Source organism: Veronia pacifica, from assembly GCF_001707825.1.
Lineage (GTDB): Bacteria > Pseudomonadota > Gammaproteobacteria > Enterobacterales > Vibrionaceae > Veronia > Veronia pacifica.
Map to the genome: position 1 here is coordinate 18,853 of NZ_LYBM01000037.1, position 16,550 is coordinate 35,402.

Annotated in this window: 14 protein-coding genes; 11 read left to right on the forward strand and 3 right to left on the reverse strand. The window is 48.4% G+C overall.

Annotated features, from left to right (window positions below; translation table 11 throughout):
• Positions 1 to 85: 85 nt before the first annotated feature.
• Positions 86 to 1,129 carry a recombinase RecA gene (gene recA, locus A8L45_RS17355; RefSeq protein WP_068904593.1) on the forward strand — a complete coding sequence of 348 codons (1,044 nt, stop codon included), beginning with the start codon at positions 86 to 88 and terminating at the stop codon, positions 1,127 to 1,129.
• 17 nt (positions 1,130 to 1,146) lie between these two features.
• A complete protein-coding gene (locus A8L45_RS17360; RefSeq protein WP_390335928.1) occupies positions 1,147 to 1,587 on the forward strand; it encodes a regulatory protein RecX in 441 nt (146 codons plus the stop codon).
• Positions 1,588 to 1,619: 32 nt separating this feature from the next.
• Here the strand turns inward: A8L45_RS17360 and A8L45_RS17365 are convergent, their stop codons facing one another.
• The 3 genes from A8L45_RS17365 to A8L45_RS17375 form a co-directional block, all read right to left on the reverse strand.
• On the reverse strand, positions 1,620 to 1,916 hold the full coding sequence (locus A8L45_RS17365; RefSeq protein ID WP_068904597.1) for a PAAR domain-containing protein: 297 nt from the start codon (positions 1,914 to 1,916) through the stop codon (positions 1,620 to 1,622).
• Positions 1,917 to 2,023: 107 nt separating this feature from the next.
• Positions 2,024 to 2,596, reverse strand: coding sequence for a DUF6931 family protein (locus A8L45_RS17370; protein WP_068904599.1), 573 nt, complete (start codon positions 2,594 to 2,596; stop codon positions 2,024 to 2,026).
• A complete protein-coding gene (locus A8L45_RS17375; protein WP_068904602.1) occupies positions 2,596 to 4,581 on the reverse strand; it encodes a type VI secretion system Vgr family protein in 1,986 nt (661 codons plus the stop codon). The genes A8L45_RS17370 and A8L45_RS17375 overlap by 1 nt, the downstream gene beginning before the upstream one ends.
• A gap of 677 nt (positions 4,582 to 5,258) precedes the next feature.
• Between A8L45_RS17375 and A8L45_RS17380 the strand changes: the two genes are divergently transcribed.
• The 9 genes from A8L45_RS17380 to tssH all read left to right on the forward strand — a co-directional run bounded on the left by A8L45_RS17380 (position 5,259) and on the right by tssH (position 16,546).
• A complete protein-coding gene (locus tag A8L45_RS17380; RefSeq protein ID WP_068904604.1) occupies positions 5,259 to 6,728 on the forward strand; it encodes a type VI secretion system protein TssA in 1,470 nt (489 codons plus the stop codon).
• A 34-nt stretch (positions 6,729 to 6,762) separates the two neighbouring features.
• On the forward strand, positions 6,763 to 7,284 hold the full coding sequence (locus A8L45_RS17385) for an Hcp family type VI secretion system effector (RefSeq protein ID WP_068904605.1): 522 nt from the start codon (positions 6,763 to 6,765) through the stop codon (positions 7,282 to 7,284).
• A gap of 86 nt (positions 7,285 to 7,370) precedes the next feature.
• Positions 7,371 to 7,880, forward strand: coding sequence for a type VI secretion system contractile sheath small subunit (gene tssB, locus A8L45_RS17390; protein ID WP_068904607.1), 510 nt, complete (start codon positions 7,371 to 7,373; stop codon positions 7,878 to 7,880).
• Positions 7,880 to 9,355 carry a type VI secretion system contractile sheath large subunit gene (gene tssC / locus A8L45_RS17395; protein WP_068904609.1) on the forward strand — a complete coding sequence of 492 codons (1,476 nt, stop codon included), beginning with the start codon at positions 7,880 to 7,882 and terminating at the stop codon, positions 9,353 to 9,355. Before tssB ends, tssC begins: the two co-directional genes overlap by 1 nt.
• Positions 9,356 to 9,414: 59 nt before the next feature.
• Positions 9,415 to 10,773 (forward strand): type VI secretion system contractile sheath domain-containing protein, encoded by a 1,359-nt coding sequence (locus A8L45_RS17400; RefSeq protein WP_068904611.1) that lies wholly within the window; start codon positions 9,415 to 9,417, stop codon positions 10,771 to 10,773.
• On the forward strand, positions 10,773 to 11,195 hold the full coding sequence (gene tssE / locus A8L45_RS17405) for a type VI secretion system baseplate subunit TssE (protein WP_068904613.1): 423 nt from the start codon (positions 10,773 to 10,775) through the stop codon (positions 11,193 to 11,195). The genes A8L45_RS17400 and tssE overlap by 1 nt, the downstream gene beginning before the upstream one ends.
• Positions 11,188 to 12,969, forward strand: coding sequence for a type VI secretion system baseplate subunit TssF (gene tssF / locus A8L45_RS17410; protein WP_068904615.1), 1,782 nt, complete (start codon positions 11,188 to 11,190; stop codon positions 12,967 to 12,969). Before tssE ends, tssF begins: the two co-directional genes overlap by 8 nt.
• Positions 12,951 to 13,946 carry a type VI secretion system baseplate subunit TssG gene (locus A8L45_RS17415; protein ID WP_068904616.1) on the forward strand — a complete coding sequence of 332 codons (996 nt, stop codon included), beginning with the start codon at positions 12,951 to 12,953 and terminating at the stop codon, positions 13,944 to 13,946. Before tssF ends, A8L45_RS17415 begins: the two co-directional genes overlap by 19 nt.
• Positions 13,943 to 16,546, forward strand: coding sequence for a type VI secretion system ATPase TssH (gene tssH / locus A8L45_RS17420; RefSeq protein ID WP_068904618.1), 2,604 nt, complete (start codon positions 13,943 to 13,945; stop codon positions 16,544 to 16,546). Before A8L45_RS17415 ends, tssH begins: the two co-directional genes overlap by 4 nt.
• The last annotated feature ends 4 nt before the right edge of the window (positions 16,547 to 16,550 follow it).

The window sequence follows — 16,550 nt, forward strand, 5'->3', positions numbered from 1 at the left end:
GTATAAATGGACAGTATACTTACAAACCATAAACACTCAGATTTCATCTTCTAGCAAGCGATCAGCGTATCCGTTGGAGAATCAAATGGACGACAACAAACAAAAGGCGTTAGCCGCAGCACTTGGCCAGATTGAGAAACAATTTGGTAAAGGTTCTATCATGCGTCTTGGTGACGACAGAACCATGGATATTGAGACAGTTTCAACAGGCTCTCTGTCTTTGGATATTGCCCTTGGCGCTGGTGGCTTGCCATACGGTCGTATTGTTGAAATCTATGGACCAGAATCTTCAGGTAAAACCACGCTGACGCTTCAGGTTGTTGCTGAAGCACAAAAGCAGGGTAAAACCTGTGCTTTTATCGATGCAGAGCACGCGCTTGATCCTGTTTATGCCCGCAAGCTAAATGTCGACATTGATAACCTACTGGTCTCTCAGCCAGATACAGGTGAGCAGGCACTGGAAATCGCCGATGCGCTGACGCGTTCAGGCGCTGTTGATGTGATCATCGTTGACTCGGTAGCAGCATTGACGCCAAAAGCAGAAATCGAAGGTGAGATGGGTGATTCTCACATGGGTTTGCAGGCACGTATGCTGTCTCAGGCAATGCGTAAGCTGACTGCCAACATCAAAAACAGCAATACTCTGATGATCTTCATCAACCAGATCCGTATGAAGATTGGTGTCATGTTTGGTAACCCTGAGACCACAACAGGGGGTAACGCCCTGAAGTTTTACGCTTCTGTCCGTTTGGACATCCGTCGTATCGGTGCGATTAAAGACGGTGATGAAGTGGTAGGTAACGATACCCGGGTCAAAGTAGTTAAAAACAAGGTCGCTGCGCCATTCAAGCAGGCTGAGTTCCAAATCCTTTATGGTGAAGGTATTAACCTTTATGGTGAGTTGATTGATCTGGGTGTGAAGCACAAGCTGGTTGAAAAAGCGGGTGCTTGGTACAGCTATAAAGGCGATAAGATTGGTCAGGGTAAAGCCAATGCTTGCCGATTCCTGAAAGAAAACGTTGAGACGGCCAAGGAAATCGATAAGACACTGCGTGATATGCTGTTACAAACAGCAGTTGCCTCTGAAGACGATCAAGCAGAAGAGCAGGCAGAGGGAGAAGCATTCTGACTTTAACTGCTCGCGAATTGGCGGTGGGGCTTCTGTCCCGCCGCGATCATTCAGAACTGGAGCTGCGTCAGAAATTAGCGCAGCGACAGTGCCCTCCGGAAGACATTGAAACCGCTATTCACTATTGCACCGAGCATAACTGGCTCAACGATCAGCGTTTTGCTGAGGCTTTGTTGCGTCAGGGAATTGCTAAAGGGCATGGCTGGCAACGGATATGTCTGGATGCGCGTAAAAAAGGCGTGGATATGTCTTTTCTGGATCTTGCTCAGGAAAACGCGCAATACGACTGGTACGAAATAGCCAGAGAGACAGCTTTACGCAAGTATGGTGATCTCGATGGTCAGATACCAGCTGTTGAGTTCAAAGAGCAGGCTAGGCGGATCCGTTACCTGCAATACCGGGGATTCAACTACGACCAAATTAACTACGCATTATCATCAGAGTGCTTTGACGATTAATTCTCGCCCAAGCTTCCTCCCTGTGACTTTTCTTAACCACCAATCAATACTGTCGGAAACCCACTGACAATACTTCCACCGTGAGCTGTAAGATCTCCCATCCTTGCAGCAGGTTTACTGTTAATCATCACGGTAGCACTGCCTTTGGCAATACTGTCTGGTGGGCCTACACAAATACAAGGCTGGCCTACTGTCGCTGCAGGCATATTACCAATCAGTACTGTGGTCGGCAGCGGCAACACTGGACCTCCAACATGTGGAATAGGCACGGGGGCTGGTGTTTGCATCGGACATACATGCATATCCGTCGCGCGTGCGGCTGGTAACATCACTTTTCCTCTTGGCAAAAATAAAAAAACGAGAACGTGAAGGAATCAACGCTCTTTACTGACGTTTTAGACAATTTATGGATTATCGGTATCAGATGTTGGTGAGTCTACGGTGCCGCCAAAAGGCCATTACCACCGTTAGCAATATCTCCACCTCGTTCGATAAAGGTTTGATAGCGTTTTTGTGCATCACCTTCTTTAGGAAGGGTAGCAGTCAGGCTAATGGAGCCTGCTACGGCCTGAGCATAGAGGTATTGTGCCGGAGGTACTGCAGGTTCGCCGGGTTTGGTAATACTGCCTCCACTCCAGAAAGCCGCCATAGCTGCCCAGCCCGCACCAGATTCCAAACCTGCTTGCTCAGCCATTTTTTCAGCGTGACGACGGCTGGTTTCATCTGGGGTATGCACCCATGCCTTTGCAGCCCGAATAGCATTGGCCTCATCATCACTCCAATGATTCAGCGAAGCTGAGCAACATGCTGCCCACCATACCGCCTCGCGAACGGGTAGTGCGTGGGCGAGGTATAAAATCACGTCTGAGAAGCGCGCCAGTTGAGTCGTTGTTTCAATGAACTCACTGGGCGTCATGGTATCAGTGGCGAACTCGGCGAATGCCTTGTCCGGCTGATACAGTTCGAAGACGTCTTTGGCCTGCAGGTAAGGAACTTTTAGTAATGTCATCAGTTTATCTGCGTCAGTGCGCCCTGAATTTTTAGCAGGGCACCTGCTTTAACGGTTGTCATGGTGCCACCTTCTACTTTGGCAATCTGGCCTTTGAGTGTTGTCATTTGACCATCAACCGTGACCATATTTGCACTCAGCTCAGCTTTTGCAGAGCCTTTTATTGAAATGCTGGGTGCGTCAATCGTGATCCCGGATGCGGCGATCTCAATTTTGCTGGCTCCGACACTGAGAGTGATCTTACTTTTCCCCGACAGAGACAGTTCGCTTCCGTTGAAGGTATGAGACGATGTACTGCTAACCTCAATCTCGGAATCTGCGTGAATCTGTACCTTCTGACCACTGTTCAGCGATATACCTTCCTTGCCGGATATGTTGATGTCTTGATCTGATGACGCAGTGAGCGTCTCTTTTGCAGAGAGGGTCATGGCTTTTTCAGCCTGCATGGTCATCGTCCCTTTCACCTGATGCTGACTGTCATTGTTCACATTGATAGCCAGATCTTTCTCTGCGTGGACAAATACCTGTTCCTTGTCTTTCTGATCGTCAAAACGTAACTCATTCCCCTGCGTACTGCTGCCATTCGGCGTAGAACGGGTTTTAATCCCACACTGAGTAACGGAGGAAAAAGGACTTATCTGGTTCTGGCCGTAATAGGAACCAACGACCAGAGGACGGTCTGGATCACCATCAATAAACTGAACCAGCACACTGTCTCCGACGCGGGGTAAAAACTGCATGCCAAAACCCTTGCTGGCAACGCCTTGAGACACAGGTAACCAGCAAGATGTATTTTCGTCACCTTTTCCTTCTGTATCCCAGTGAAATTGGACTTTTATTCGACCATGCTTGTCTGCATAGATCTCATCTCCTTTCGGGCCTGTTACCAAGGCCGTTTGAGCGCTGAACACTCTCGGTTTTTTGAGTCGTAGGGGAACAAAAGGAAAAGAAACGGGCCAACAGTCGAAGTGGTTTTGGTAGCCAGAAAACTCCCCAGACTCATCAACTGTGACAGCGTGAGTGATCTGTTTGATTAGGTACGTCTGATTATTCGCTGAAACCGGATGTTGTTTGAGGGTAAAGCATGTACCACAAGAGAGGGTTGCCAGTGAAGAGCTTGCGCCTGCCGAATATTTTTCGTTATCCAGTGAATGCATTAACGATTTGGCTGATTCTCTTAATGCTGCCTTATTGTCGATGCCCGTGCCAAAACGACAATCCTTCAGTGAAAGTTGAGAGTGAGGATGAGCGCTTTTGTTCTCTCCGCTGTCAATGCGCTCGTCAACGTCAGCACTATAGTCAGCCAAGGTCACACTGGTCGTTCCCAGACTGGCTTTTTGCCTCCAATTACTGAGCACGCTGACATCACCATCTTTACCGTCCCGATAGAAAATCGGATCGCTGAGTGAAGGTAGCTGCTCAGTGGCATCAATAACCTTTACCATGGGTTTACTCTCTGTGTGCGACAGACAGTAATGCCACCCATCATCAGCCAGCAACCGTTGAATAAATTGAAGGTCGCTCTCTTCAAGCTGGACACAGTATGGATGTTTTTTTCCACTGCCTGACACTGAGAACTGAACATATTTTTTCAAGCCACTCTGACTTAAAAGGGTTTCAATAATCTGTTTGGTAGTGAGATTCTGAAATACCTGACGTCTTCGACTGTGCGACAACAGTGATAAGGGATCAAGGGCTTCAATACGATAATAAAAGCGTTGCTTTTGTGGGCTGTGATCAGTGAGTTCAAGTGATGAGGCCAGACCGTGAAAATCTCTATGGCTATCGGCGTGTTGAAACCTTACCTTTATTGGGTTTCCCAGTATGTTGTTTGAAATTTCTTTGCTGGAAGAGAGAGTGAATGAGAACTCACTCGCAGAGCTTAATCTCTCAATACAGTGAAAGTGGGTGACGGCATATTGATTTCCATCTGATAACTTGACGGTTAAAACACGCGATTGATGCCGTAAGGGAAAACCCGACATATAGGAACCTTTTTAAATGCAAGTTAATCAGTTTAGAGAATATATTTGATGTTTTATCAGTGAATCGTGTTCATTAAATATATTGAATTGATACAATACATATGCTGAGCGACATTAATATTCTAATAAAAATAAGTCAACACTTACCAGGTACATATTTAATACATATTTTATTTTTGGATAAGTCAAGTTCCATAAATCCTTACTTTTATTGTATAAATAAACTCACATAAATTTTAATTGAGAATTTTCACCAGAATTAAATAGCAAACACATTCTACATAATATTCTTATGAGAGCTGATTTTTAGGGTGCTCATCTGCTGTGATCCCATGGTTTTTTATGTTCTTTTTTACACCCTCCGCTTTTTGATGTTGCATAAAGCACTGTATTTATTGGTTTATAAGATTGTGTACTATTGGTTTGCTGGAGATTGTATGTTTTGTGACTGAAGTCGGTATCTTTCATCTGGTCACTACCGAGTCAGTAATTAAATTTTAAGATCTGCTTAAATTAATTGCTTTCCTATAAATATTTAAGTTGGTTTTTTACTTGTCAAATATAGTTTTTACTGTTTGTAAATCTTATTATTAACAGTGAAGTCTTAAGTTTATATTGAAAGTATGAAGTGTTTAATATTATCAATAAAACGAAATTTGACTCTTTTGAGTGGTTGAATGATTTTTTTATCTAAGCATGTTTCTGAATTTCTTTATCCGATTAATGATGAAAGTCATTGTGGTGAATACTTAAAGTTAAATAAAAATATTTTTAGACCTCTGAGAAATGACTTTAATATCGCTCAGACTGCACTGAGAAAGCTGATTCAAAACCCAAGTGATGATCAGATAGAGCTGCTTGAGGAAGATTGCCATCAGAGCTGGATGACATTATCAAATAGCTTAGGAGAAATCTTTCAGACCCGTTCACGTGATATTGAATTAATTACCTGGTTTATCACCTCTCAATTATTGCTTGATAAAAGCTTATCGGCAGCGGCGCATTCTCTGTCATGGTTAGTGCAATTGGTTGATAGTCACTGGTCAACATTAAACCCGGTTCTGCCTGAAGCAAAACTCAAATCATCAGAAGAAAAAGCACAGGCATCAGAGCAAGCTGATGCCAAGATGAAGGCATTTTTCCAAATGGTGGGAGACAGTGAAGAAAGCTCACTGCTTTATGCACCTTTGTTGTTGCTGCCTCTGGTTGGCAACGTCACCTTTTATCAGTTTCAGAGTGCCGAGCGACGTGGTGAGCTAAACGAGCTAAAGCAAAAGGTCACACCCTGGGTAGCTCAGGAACGTGAGCTCATTACCACAAAAATTAAAAATACTGCGCTTTTCATTGAGCAGCTTGAGCGACTTAGTGAGTTGGTTGATCAAAGGGCTGCCATGTTTGGTGTGAAAGCAGCCAGCTTTTCTTTTGTAAGAAGCCTGTTTTCAAAACTGGATAAAGCCTTTGTGCAGCTCACCGGGATTCGATTGGCGACTGAGACATCTCATACCGCCTGTCAGGCCGAGAACGTCGAGTTGGCAAAGACAACAGCATCACCTTTCCCTCAAGAGCAAGAGTCTGTTGAACCGTCTGTGTTGGCAGCGGTGCAGGCAACGAGCAATTTACATGCTGAGAATCTCTCGCAGTTGGCCACTACCAACAATATGAACCGTGATTTGGCGTTCCATCTCCTCCGGGAAGTCTCTGATTACTTCCGCCTCAGTGAACCTCATAGCCCAGTATCTTTTTTGTTGGAGAAAGCCATTCGGTGGGGGTACCTGTCCCTGCCGGAACTGATGCAGGAAATGATGAAAGAACAAAATGGCGATGTGCTTGATCAGGCATTTGAGGCGGCAGGACTGGATCATACCGAGCAGTTTGTTCTTCCCCAGATTGAGCAAAGGACAGGTTTGACGGTTCATCCTTTTTCAGCCGAGACGGGAAAGTCAGGAAAGTCGATAAAAGAGCAGCAAACTCAAGGTCATTCAAATGACCAGACTGAGAAAACTCTGTCATCAATGCCTGCTGCTCAGGTGAAAACAGAACAACAGATCGAACAAACAACCACGTCGACTGCGAAACAGGACGACCAACAGACACAACAACAAAGTGAGCAGCCTCAGCAAAAACAGCAAACACTTCTGAGCTGGTGAACAGGCACTCATTTAACTTCACGAGGAATAAAACATGGCAAGTATTTACATGAGAATTGATGGTGTTGACGTTCAAGGTGGTGCAACTATCGAAGGTCTGCCAGACAGTAACTGGTTTGCTATCTCTTCTTATTCATGGGGCGGTGTGAGAAACGTTGCTATGGATATCGGTAACGGCAAAAACGCCGATTCCGGCATGGTCGCTGTCAGCGAAGTGAACGTCTCTAAGCAAGTCGATGGCGCGTCTGAAGATCTACTTTCTTACCTGTTTAGCCCTGGTAAAGATGGCAAGAAGGTACAGGTTGTATTCACCAAACCGAAAGCGGACGGCCAGGGTGCGCAGGTGTACTTTCAGGTTGAACTGACTGAAGCTCGTCTGGTGTCTTACAACGTCAGCGGCAGCGATGGCAGCCAGCCATATGAGAGTATTTCCCTGTCTTACACCGAAGTCATGCAGAAGCATAACTACGAGGAAAATGGCGGCGAAATTAAAGAGGGCGGCAAAGTCACCTTCAACGTTCCACAAGGCAAGATGACTTCTGGTAAACAGCACTAATTGATCCCTGACGCTCTCTGTGAACTCAGTGCAGCGTCAGTTATCGATGACAATCACAAAAGGTCTACAGACCCAAGGACACCGTTATGGCATTAAATTCACAACACAAACGCGTCAGCAAAAATCGGGTCAGCATTACTTATGATGTTGAAACCAATGGCGCATTAGAAACCAAAGAGCTGCCGTTTGTTGTTGGGGTGATTGGTGATTTTTCCGGTCATAAACCTGAATCTGAGAAAGTTGATCTGGAAGAGCGCGAATTCACCGGAATCGACAAAGACAACTTTGATTCAGTGATGGCTCAGACCCACCCACGCCTTTCCTACAAAGTTGATAACACTCTGGCGCAGGACGACAGCCAGTTTGAGGTCAACCTCAGTTTCCGTTCAATGAAAGATTTCCATCCGGAAAATGTGGTTGAGCAAATTGAGCCACTGAAACGTTTGGTGGAAACCCGTAACCAACTGAAAGTGCTGCTGAGCAAAGCTGATCGTTCTCGCGACCTTGAGCGCCTGCTGAAAGAAATACTACAAAATGCGGATGCTATTCAGGGCCTTGCTGATGAGCTGGGTGTAAACAAAAAGGAGGCGGAATAATGTCTGCAGAACTACAAGATGTTGCTCAGACTGACAGCGCAGTGACAGAGAGCTTTCTGGACCGGGCTATCGGCGCAACTTCACAAACGCCAGTCGATACCACGAAAGAGTTGTTGAGCATCCTGACCACTCAGGCGCTGGAAGGCACAGTGACCTGGGATAAAAACCTGACGCTGACCATCGAAAAAGCGATTCAGGCCATTGATAGCAAGATTTCTGAGCAGCTTTCTATGGTCATGCGTGATACCAGTTTCCAGAAACTTGAGGGTACCTGGCTGGGCCTTCAGAAACTGGTCAAAAACAGTGAACTGGGCACAGACCTCAAAATTAAGCTGGCGGATTACACCAAAGATGAGCTGCTTGAGCAGTTTGAAGATGCACCTGCTATTGATCGCAGCCGCTTCTTTACCATGGTGTATCAGGAAGAGTTTGGTACTGCTGGTGGTCAGCCATACGGTGCCCTGATCGGCGACTATGAATTTGGTTACGGTGATGAGGATGTCGCTTTACTGCGTTACATGGGAGAAGTGGCGTCAGCGTCTCACGCGCCATTTGTTGCGGCAGCTAACGCAGGTATGTTCGATTTCTCATCGTTCACTTCATTTGCTGACGGCAAGCCGGTTGCCACTGGGTTTGACTCACCGGCTTACGCAAGCTGGAACGCATTCCGAGAAAGTGATGACTCGCGCTATGTCGCACTGACCTTGCCGAGAACACTGGCTCGTCTTCCTTACGGTGCGGCGACAGTGCCGGTGAAATCCTTTGACTTTGAAGAGCTGAACACTCGTGAAAACGGTGAGCAGATAGTGTCATCGGGTGACGACTTTGTCTGGAGTAACGCGGCCTACGAGTTCGGTCTGCTGATGACTCAGGCTTACACCAAATATGGTTGGTGCACGGCGATTCGTGGCACTGAAAACGGCGGTAAAGTTGAAAACCTGCCTAACTTCACCCACTTCTCTGACGCGGGAGAGCTACTGCAACAGTGTCCCGCAGAGGTCAACCTGACAGATGAGCGTGAAAAAGAGTTGAGCGATCTGGGCTTCCTGCCACTGATTCACTACAAGAGCTCGAACTATGCCGTGTTTATGGGCGCACAGACCACCCACAAACCCAAGACCTATGTTGACGCTGATGCCACTGCCAATGCAGCCATCTCTGCCCGTCTGCCATACACCATGGCGAGCAGCCGTATTGCTCACTACCTCAAAGTCATGGGACGTGACCGAATTGGTTCAAACCTTAACCCGGGTGATGTTGAGAACGATCTGAACACCTGGATCCATCAATACGTTGATGCTAACGCCATTGGTAACGAGTCCAAGGCGCGCTTCCCACTGGTCGAAGCCAAAGTCACTGTTGAAGAGCAGGCGGGTCGTCCCGGTGCTTATTCTGCTGTGGCTTACCTGCGTCCCTGGTTGCAACTGGAAGAGCTGACAACCTCGTTGCGTATGGTTGCCAATATTCCGGGCTAACCCCTCTAGTGACCTATCGGGGGACAAGTTTCCCCCGATTGTTTTGTATTGAGTAGTTTATGCATTATTTCAACTCACCACACATTGCTGAACACCTGATGACAGAAGCTGGCTGGCAGTCGCTGTTTGCATCAGCAAAGCAGGGAGAGACCGCTCAATTCAAAGCAAGCGTGACACAACTGATTGCGGCGCTGGATGAAAGTATCAGTCAGCAAATATCGATTGTTATTCAGCATCCTTCGTTTAAAAGATTGGAATCTGGTTGGCGCGGGCTGGCTTCACTCACTTCGCTGAATGTCTCTCAGAGGCGGATTAAAGTCAGGATTCTGGATGCGAGTTGGCAAGACGTTTCAGGCGATCTCAACAGCTCCTTCGATCTTAAGCAAAGCCTGCTGTATGACCGACTTTATGCGAGAGAGTTTGATACTGCTGGTGGCTGTCCTTTTGGCCTTCTGGTGGTGGATCATCGGGTGTCATCTGAGATAGCTGATGACAATGATTTTGACGATCTTTACACCCTGCAATTGCTCGCCGAGCTCGGTGACATGGCCTTGTGCCCGGTCGCGCTTGGCGTCGATGATGGCTTTTTTGGCGACGACCCCTCCCGCCTTCTTCACGATTGCCGTAAAACCGAGCGTATTCTGGCCAGTAATGACTTCCGCTCATGGCAATTGCTTCGTGACAACGTGTCCTCACGGTTTCTCCATCTGGTGTTGCCAGAATACTTGCAGCGCCCGGCATACCGTCATTACAGGACGGACTTCGTATTGAATGAACCCGCAGCAAAAGCGAGTGCTTTGTGGGGGAACAGTGTCTACCTGCTGGCCCGAAATGTGATCAGTGAATTTGATCGGATCAGTTGGTTTGGTTTTCTTCGTTCATATAACGAGGACGGCGACTTCGGTGCCATCGTGCAAATGTCGTCACCCGTCATTACCAAAGTGGATCTTCACGCAGAGGACGATGGCTTCTGGTCTGAACAAGGATTTGTGCCAGTGACCAGTTTGTACCTCAGTCATCAGCACTGCTTTTTTAGTAACCAGTCAGTCTGGAAAGTACCACCTGGTGTCTCGCGTCAGCTTGGCATGTTACAGACTAACCTGATGGCTTGCCGTTTTGGCCATTTTATTAAGGCACAAATTCGTGATCAGGTTGGTCGGTATGACTCAGTGGCGCATTGCCAGGCCACGCTGGAGAGCTGGTTAAAATCTTACGTCAGTAATGTCGATTACAGCGAGGATGCCGTTATGGCTCAGTACCCGCTGAGAGATTGCGAAGTCAGTATTGAGGCCAGTCAGCATGACCAGACCCGTTTTGAGTGCCGGGTGATGATCCAACCTCAATACCAGTACGACATGGTGGATGCGCAGGTGGTATTGAGCACTGCGCTGTCCGGACAGGAACTGGGTGTCGCCTGATGAGTTTACTGATGAAGTTGACCCAGTCTTGGCGTGACGATGCGGATGCTGTTCGCGATGCGGTGATCGACAATATCTGCGCACTGATTGCCAGCCGTGCGCCTTTATGGGGCAAAGATGACGATAGTCTGCTGGCTCAGAATACCATTGTCAGTCTTGGGATCCGCAGTACGGCACGCTCGCAGAGCAAAGCGAACCGGGAGGTGATTCGTGACGATATTCAGACCTTGATCCGCGCCTTTGAACCTCGGCTCCATGATGTCGATATCACTATGCAGGATGCAGATGAAAAACATAACCAACTCAGGCTGCGAATTGCTGGTGTGATCCACTCGTCCTTTGGTGATGAGTCGGTGGTACTGGATTCAAGGCTTGATTTGGCCTCCAACAAACTTGATGTGAGGAAATCCAGCCTTGTCTGATTCATTGCTTCCTTATTTTGAGCAGGAACTGCATTTCATTCGAAGTGAGGCGCAGCAGTTTGCCAAAAATCATCCCGGTGCGGCAAATTCTCTGGGGCTGAGCCGAGACAGCATTGTTGATCCCCAGTTGGCTTGGCTGATGGAGAGTGTCGCATTGTTAAACGGACGCCTTCAGCGTCGTCTCGACAGTGCTTTTCCCGAGTTGTCTGAGAGTTTACTGAACCTATTATTTCCCCATTACCTGCGTCCGGTGCCGTCGTACAGCATGCTCGATTTTCAGGTACAGGAAAAAACCAACTCCAGTCATGTCATCCCGGCAGGCACAGAGTTTGATATTGATGATCACAATGGAAATGCTGCGATTTTCCGGACAACAGACGCCCTGTCGATCTTACCGCTTAGGGTTATCGATCTGAATGTCAGCCATGCGCCGTTTGCAGACGGCAAGCCGCAAGGTGCTGAGCGAGCGACGGTGCGTATTGAGATCACCATTGGTTGTACCGATGAGGGAGCGGATCTATCCACACTCAATATTGAGCAACTGCAACTCCATCCAACAGGTGACAGTAACCTGACCCTCAGGATCTGCGATTTGCTTATGCACGCGAGTACGTTGGTTTGTGTGTCTGTTCAGGGGCAATCCCATCCCCTGAGTCGTGACCATATATCTGTGCCGGGTTTTGACGGCGGAGCAACGGTATTGCCTTATCAGGCGAGCAGTTTTGGTGGACTGACACTGTTGACCGAGTTCTTCCAGTTCCCAGAACGGTTTAAGTCGGTCAGTCTTCAGCTTGGCGAATGGCTGAACAAAGCTAAAGGCAGCACATTTGCTCTTCATATTTATATCGATGAGTTGGCCGTTGATCTGGCGAGAAACTTATCTGCGGAGCATTTCTCCCTATTTGTCACACCTGTGGTCAATCTTTACCGGCAGGTTGCTGATCCGGTTCGCATCGATTTTATGCAGAACAGCTACCCACTGACCTTTGATAATGTGCAAGGAAGTGGGCACTCAGTATTCTCTGTCGATCATGTCGCTGACATTTCAGAGCACCCTCATCAGACTGTGCCGCAAGTATACGCAGAAAAATATGGTCAGCAGGAGACAGGCTTACGCTGGCAGCTTTGCCAGACCTTGCGTGAAAATGATGAGGTAGAAAGTCATCTGAAAGTGGCCGATCTGGCACAGACCAGTGTGGACAGCGACCCCCGCACCTGGTTGGTGGACATCACTGTCACAGAGGGAGAGCAGGCTGCACGTCTATCTCCAGACAGTCAGGTATCCTGCCGTGACACGCTGACCATTCCCGCTGACGTTGGTTTATTACGCCGACCGACAATGCCTGTCAGACAGAGTGAGAAGAGCAAGCATGTTGTTGCGCTATTGCACCACCTCCACTTTAACTTTCACGCCATTCTGGGGGCTGATGATCCTCTGATGGCGCTGAAGCAAATGCTGTCGCTCTACAATCTAGGTCAGTGTTCGCAAAATCAACTCTATATCGATGCTCTCAGCGCGATGACCACTGAACAGGTGGTTGCCCCAATTCGGGTATCAGGCCGAACTTGTTTCGCCAGTGGCACCAAGATCACTGTGACCTTGGATGTCAGTCATATGGACGGCGGGAGAGTGCTGTTCAGCCGCTTCCTTGACCGGTTTTTCTCTCACTTTGCGGGTTTCAACAGTTTTACTCAGCTTGATGTCTACCTCGATGGAGAAGAATCCATGTATCTGAAATTTCCAAGGAGATCCGGATGCAAGCAAGTGGTGTAAATCGCCTGTCTGATCCCCAGTTCGATGTCTCTCTGATAAAAGCATGGCAACTGTTTAAACAGCAGGCACAGCAGAAGGGGACAAGGCCGAAGGTAAGATTCAGTGCTGAACGGCTGCCCGGCTACTGCGCCCGTGAGGTGAGTCAGGTAGTCGAAAGTAACGACAACGGCTTTGTCATTAAAACCGCGTTGCCCGGTTTTTCAGGTCGTCAGGGGGCATTACCCCGCATGATGACCAGAGCAGCACTGCATGCCTCTTTTGATTTTGCTGAGGATGCGCCGGTCGATTTTATCGACAGCTTCAACAATCGTTATTTTCGTTTGTTCTGTCAGGCCGAAAGCAAGCATGAGATCACCGCTAATCTGGAAGAGGAAACGTTCAGCTGGAACCAGCACCTGACCTCACTGACCGATGTGCTGTTGAGTTTTGTTGGGGTGACGGGTGAAAAGCATGCCTCTCTCTGCCAGCACCTTATCCAGTACACAGGTTTATTAGGCCTGAAACTGACGTGTCCAGACACACTGAAAAACATGTTGGAGGACTATTTTGATGCCCGTTTCGAAATTGACAGCGGCGGACTTGAGTTCACACCACTGGCTGATTGCGGGCTGACAAGTATTGGTCGATCAGGACAAAACAGACAGCTTGGTACGGGAGCGCTGATAGGAAAGAGCGTCCCAATGGCAGGTCAGATACTGAGGATCAAGATCTGTCCGAGAGACTATAAGCACTACCTTGAGATCAGCCGCTCTGCGGCAATGACTGATGCAATTGACTTTATGGTGCGCAATTTTATCGGCGTCAACCTGCGCTACGCATTGTACATGAGGGTAGATAGCGACTACCTACCGTTGGCGCAGTTGTCTACAAGAACAGATAAGTCCCTGTGTATCGGGCGTTCTGCCTGGATGAACCAGCATAGTGAAGCAAGGCAATATGTTGATATGCCTCTTAGAGCAAATCAGGAAAAAAGATGATTAATATCGAATTACAACGTCTGGTGAAAAAGTTAGCGCCAGACCTCAAGAACACGCTTGAAGATGCGGTAGGCAAGTGCGTCTCGCTGGGCCATGTTGTCGTGGAGCCAGAGCATTGGTTTTCTTGTCTGCTTGCGACATCTCGGCAATGGCAGTCTGCCGTCCAATATACCTCAGTGTCTGCTGATACCTTGTCAGAGCAACTGGCCGCAAAACTTGCCCGGTTGGTCAGAGGTAGCGATCATGCACCCTCACTGTCGCCTCAGTTGGTCGAGCTGTTGAAAGATTCATGGTTGCTGGCATCAATGGACGATACCCCCAATCAGGTCAATGGCTTTCATCTGCTATTAGTTCTTAAACAGCGCATTGATCAGGGCAGCTATCAGGGGGAGCTGGGTCACTGGCTGAGCCTTCTTTCACTGGAGTGGCTGCGTGCTCAGGCGAAAAATGCCTCACTCGCTGGCAAAGAAAAGGTAACCCAGTCAGCCAGCCCTGTGTCCGTTAACAATGAGACACCTGCACTTGATAAGTACTCCCTCAACCTGACTCAGGCTGCGCGAGACGGTGAGCTGGATCCTGTCACGGGACGTGGTGACGAAATTCGCAAGTCGATCGATATTCTCTGTCGCCGCCGACAGAACAGTCCGATTTTGGTCGGCGATCCCGGGGTGGGGAAAACCGCCATTGTTGAGGGACTCGCTCAGCAGGTCGCTGACGGAAATGTACCGCCTGCACTTGCTAATGTTGAACTGAGAAGTCTTGATCTGTCGCTGTTACAGGCAGGTGCCAGTATTAAAGGCGAGTTTGAAAATCGCCTCAAAGATGTGATCAGTGAGATAAAGGCATCGTCAGTTCCTATCATCATGTTTATTGATGAAGCGCACACACTCATTGGTGCTGGAGGGACTGCGGGGCAGAATGATGCAGCAAACATTCTTAAGCCTGCATTGGCCCGTGGCGAGTTTCGTTCTCTTGCCGCAACCACGTGGGCTGAATACAAGCAGTATTTTGAATCAGATGCTGCGCTAGCCCGTCGCTTTCAGTTGGTTGCCGTCTCAGAACCTAATGAGCAACAGGCCATTCAGATGCTCAACGGTGTTAAGAAAAGCCTTGAGGCACACCACAAGGTGAAAATCAGGCAAGAGGCTGTTGAAGCAGCCGTTTCATTGTCTGTGCGGTATTTACCCGAACGTAAGCTGCCAGACAAAGCAATCAGCCTTTTGGATACCGCCTGTTCCCGTATTGGCCTGAGCCAAAGTGCAACCCCTGCTTCTCTCGACAGCGTCTGTGAGCAATTGCGCCATAGCGAAAATGATATTGCCACTCTGGAACATGAAGCGGCACTTTGGTCAGTGGATGAGGAAAAACTCAACCGCGCTAAACAACAGCGTCAGAACCTGTTGGCTGAAAAGCGTGTGCTGGAAGCCCGCTGGGAGAGAGAAAAGGCGCTGGTGGCCGAGATTCAGACTCTTCACGACAGTATTGATGCAGCATTTATTGCAGGAGAAAACTCAGGTATCGGCGAGCAAAAAGCGCAGCTCGCGGAAAGAATGACTGCACTTGCTGAGAATCAGGGCGAGTCACCTTTGGTGATGTCCGACGTGTGTCAGCAGACGGTGGCTGAGGTGATCGCGCTGTGGACGGGCATTCCGGCGGGTAAAATGCTGCAACAAGACATGGCAAACCTTAAACATATCGAACGCCATATTGGTCAGCGTGTTATCGGTCAGACAGCACCGATTCATGAAATAGCCAAAGCGATCCGTATGTCGCGCACGGGTCTGACCGATCCCCGTAAACCCGTTGGCGTGTTCATGATGTGTGGTCCAAGTGGTGTCGGTAAAACAGAAACCGCACTGGCTCTGACCGACTTGCTCTATGGCGGTGAAAAGAACATTACCGTGATCAATATGACGGAGTTTAAAGAGCAGCACAAAGTCTCCATGTTGCTCGGCTCACCTGCTGGTTATGTTGGCTACGGCAAGGGCGGTGTCTTAACAGAAGCCGTGCGCAAAAATCCTTACTCCGTCTTGTTATTAGATGAGATGGAAAAAGCGCATCCCGGTGTCCATGACGTTTTTTATCAGATTTTCGATAAGGGCGAGATTGCTGACAGCGAAGGTCGCCGGATCGACTTTCGCAACACCATTATCATCATGACCTCGAATGCAGCCGATAGTGCGGTGGTCAATGCCTGTGCCGAGGGTCGACCGTCTGTACCCGCGCTCACCGCAACGATTTTTCCCGAATTAAAGCAGGCGTTTAAGCCAGCTTTCCTTGGCCGTATCACCATTGTGCCGTACTTCCCGCTCAACGATGAAGAAATGGCGGATATTGCAGCCTTATCACTGAAACGGGTAGAGCGGCGCATACAAGACACCTATGGCGCGCAATTCAGCTACCAGCCAAGTGTGATTGACCGTCTGGTCAGCCTGAACTCTTCTCCGGAAACGGGAGCCAGGGCGATTGAACAATTGATCAACCGTCAACTTTTACCCGAGCTGGCTAACCAATGCATCTCATGCATGGGTGAAGGAAAAACCATTAATCAGGTAGTCATTGGCGTTGAGGGCGACACCTTCTCCGTCCAGATCCATTGAGCCA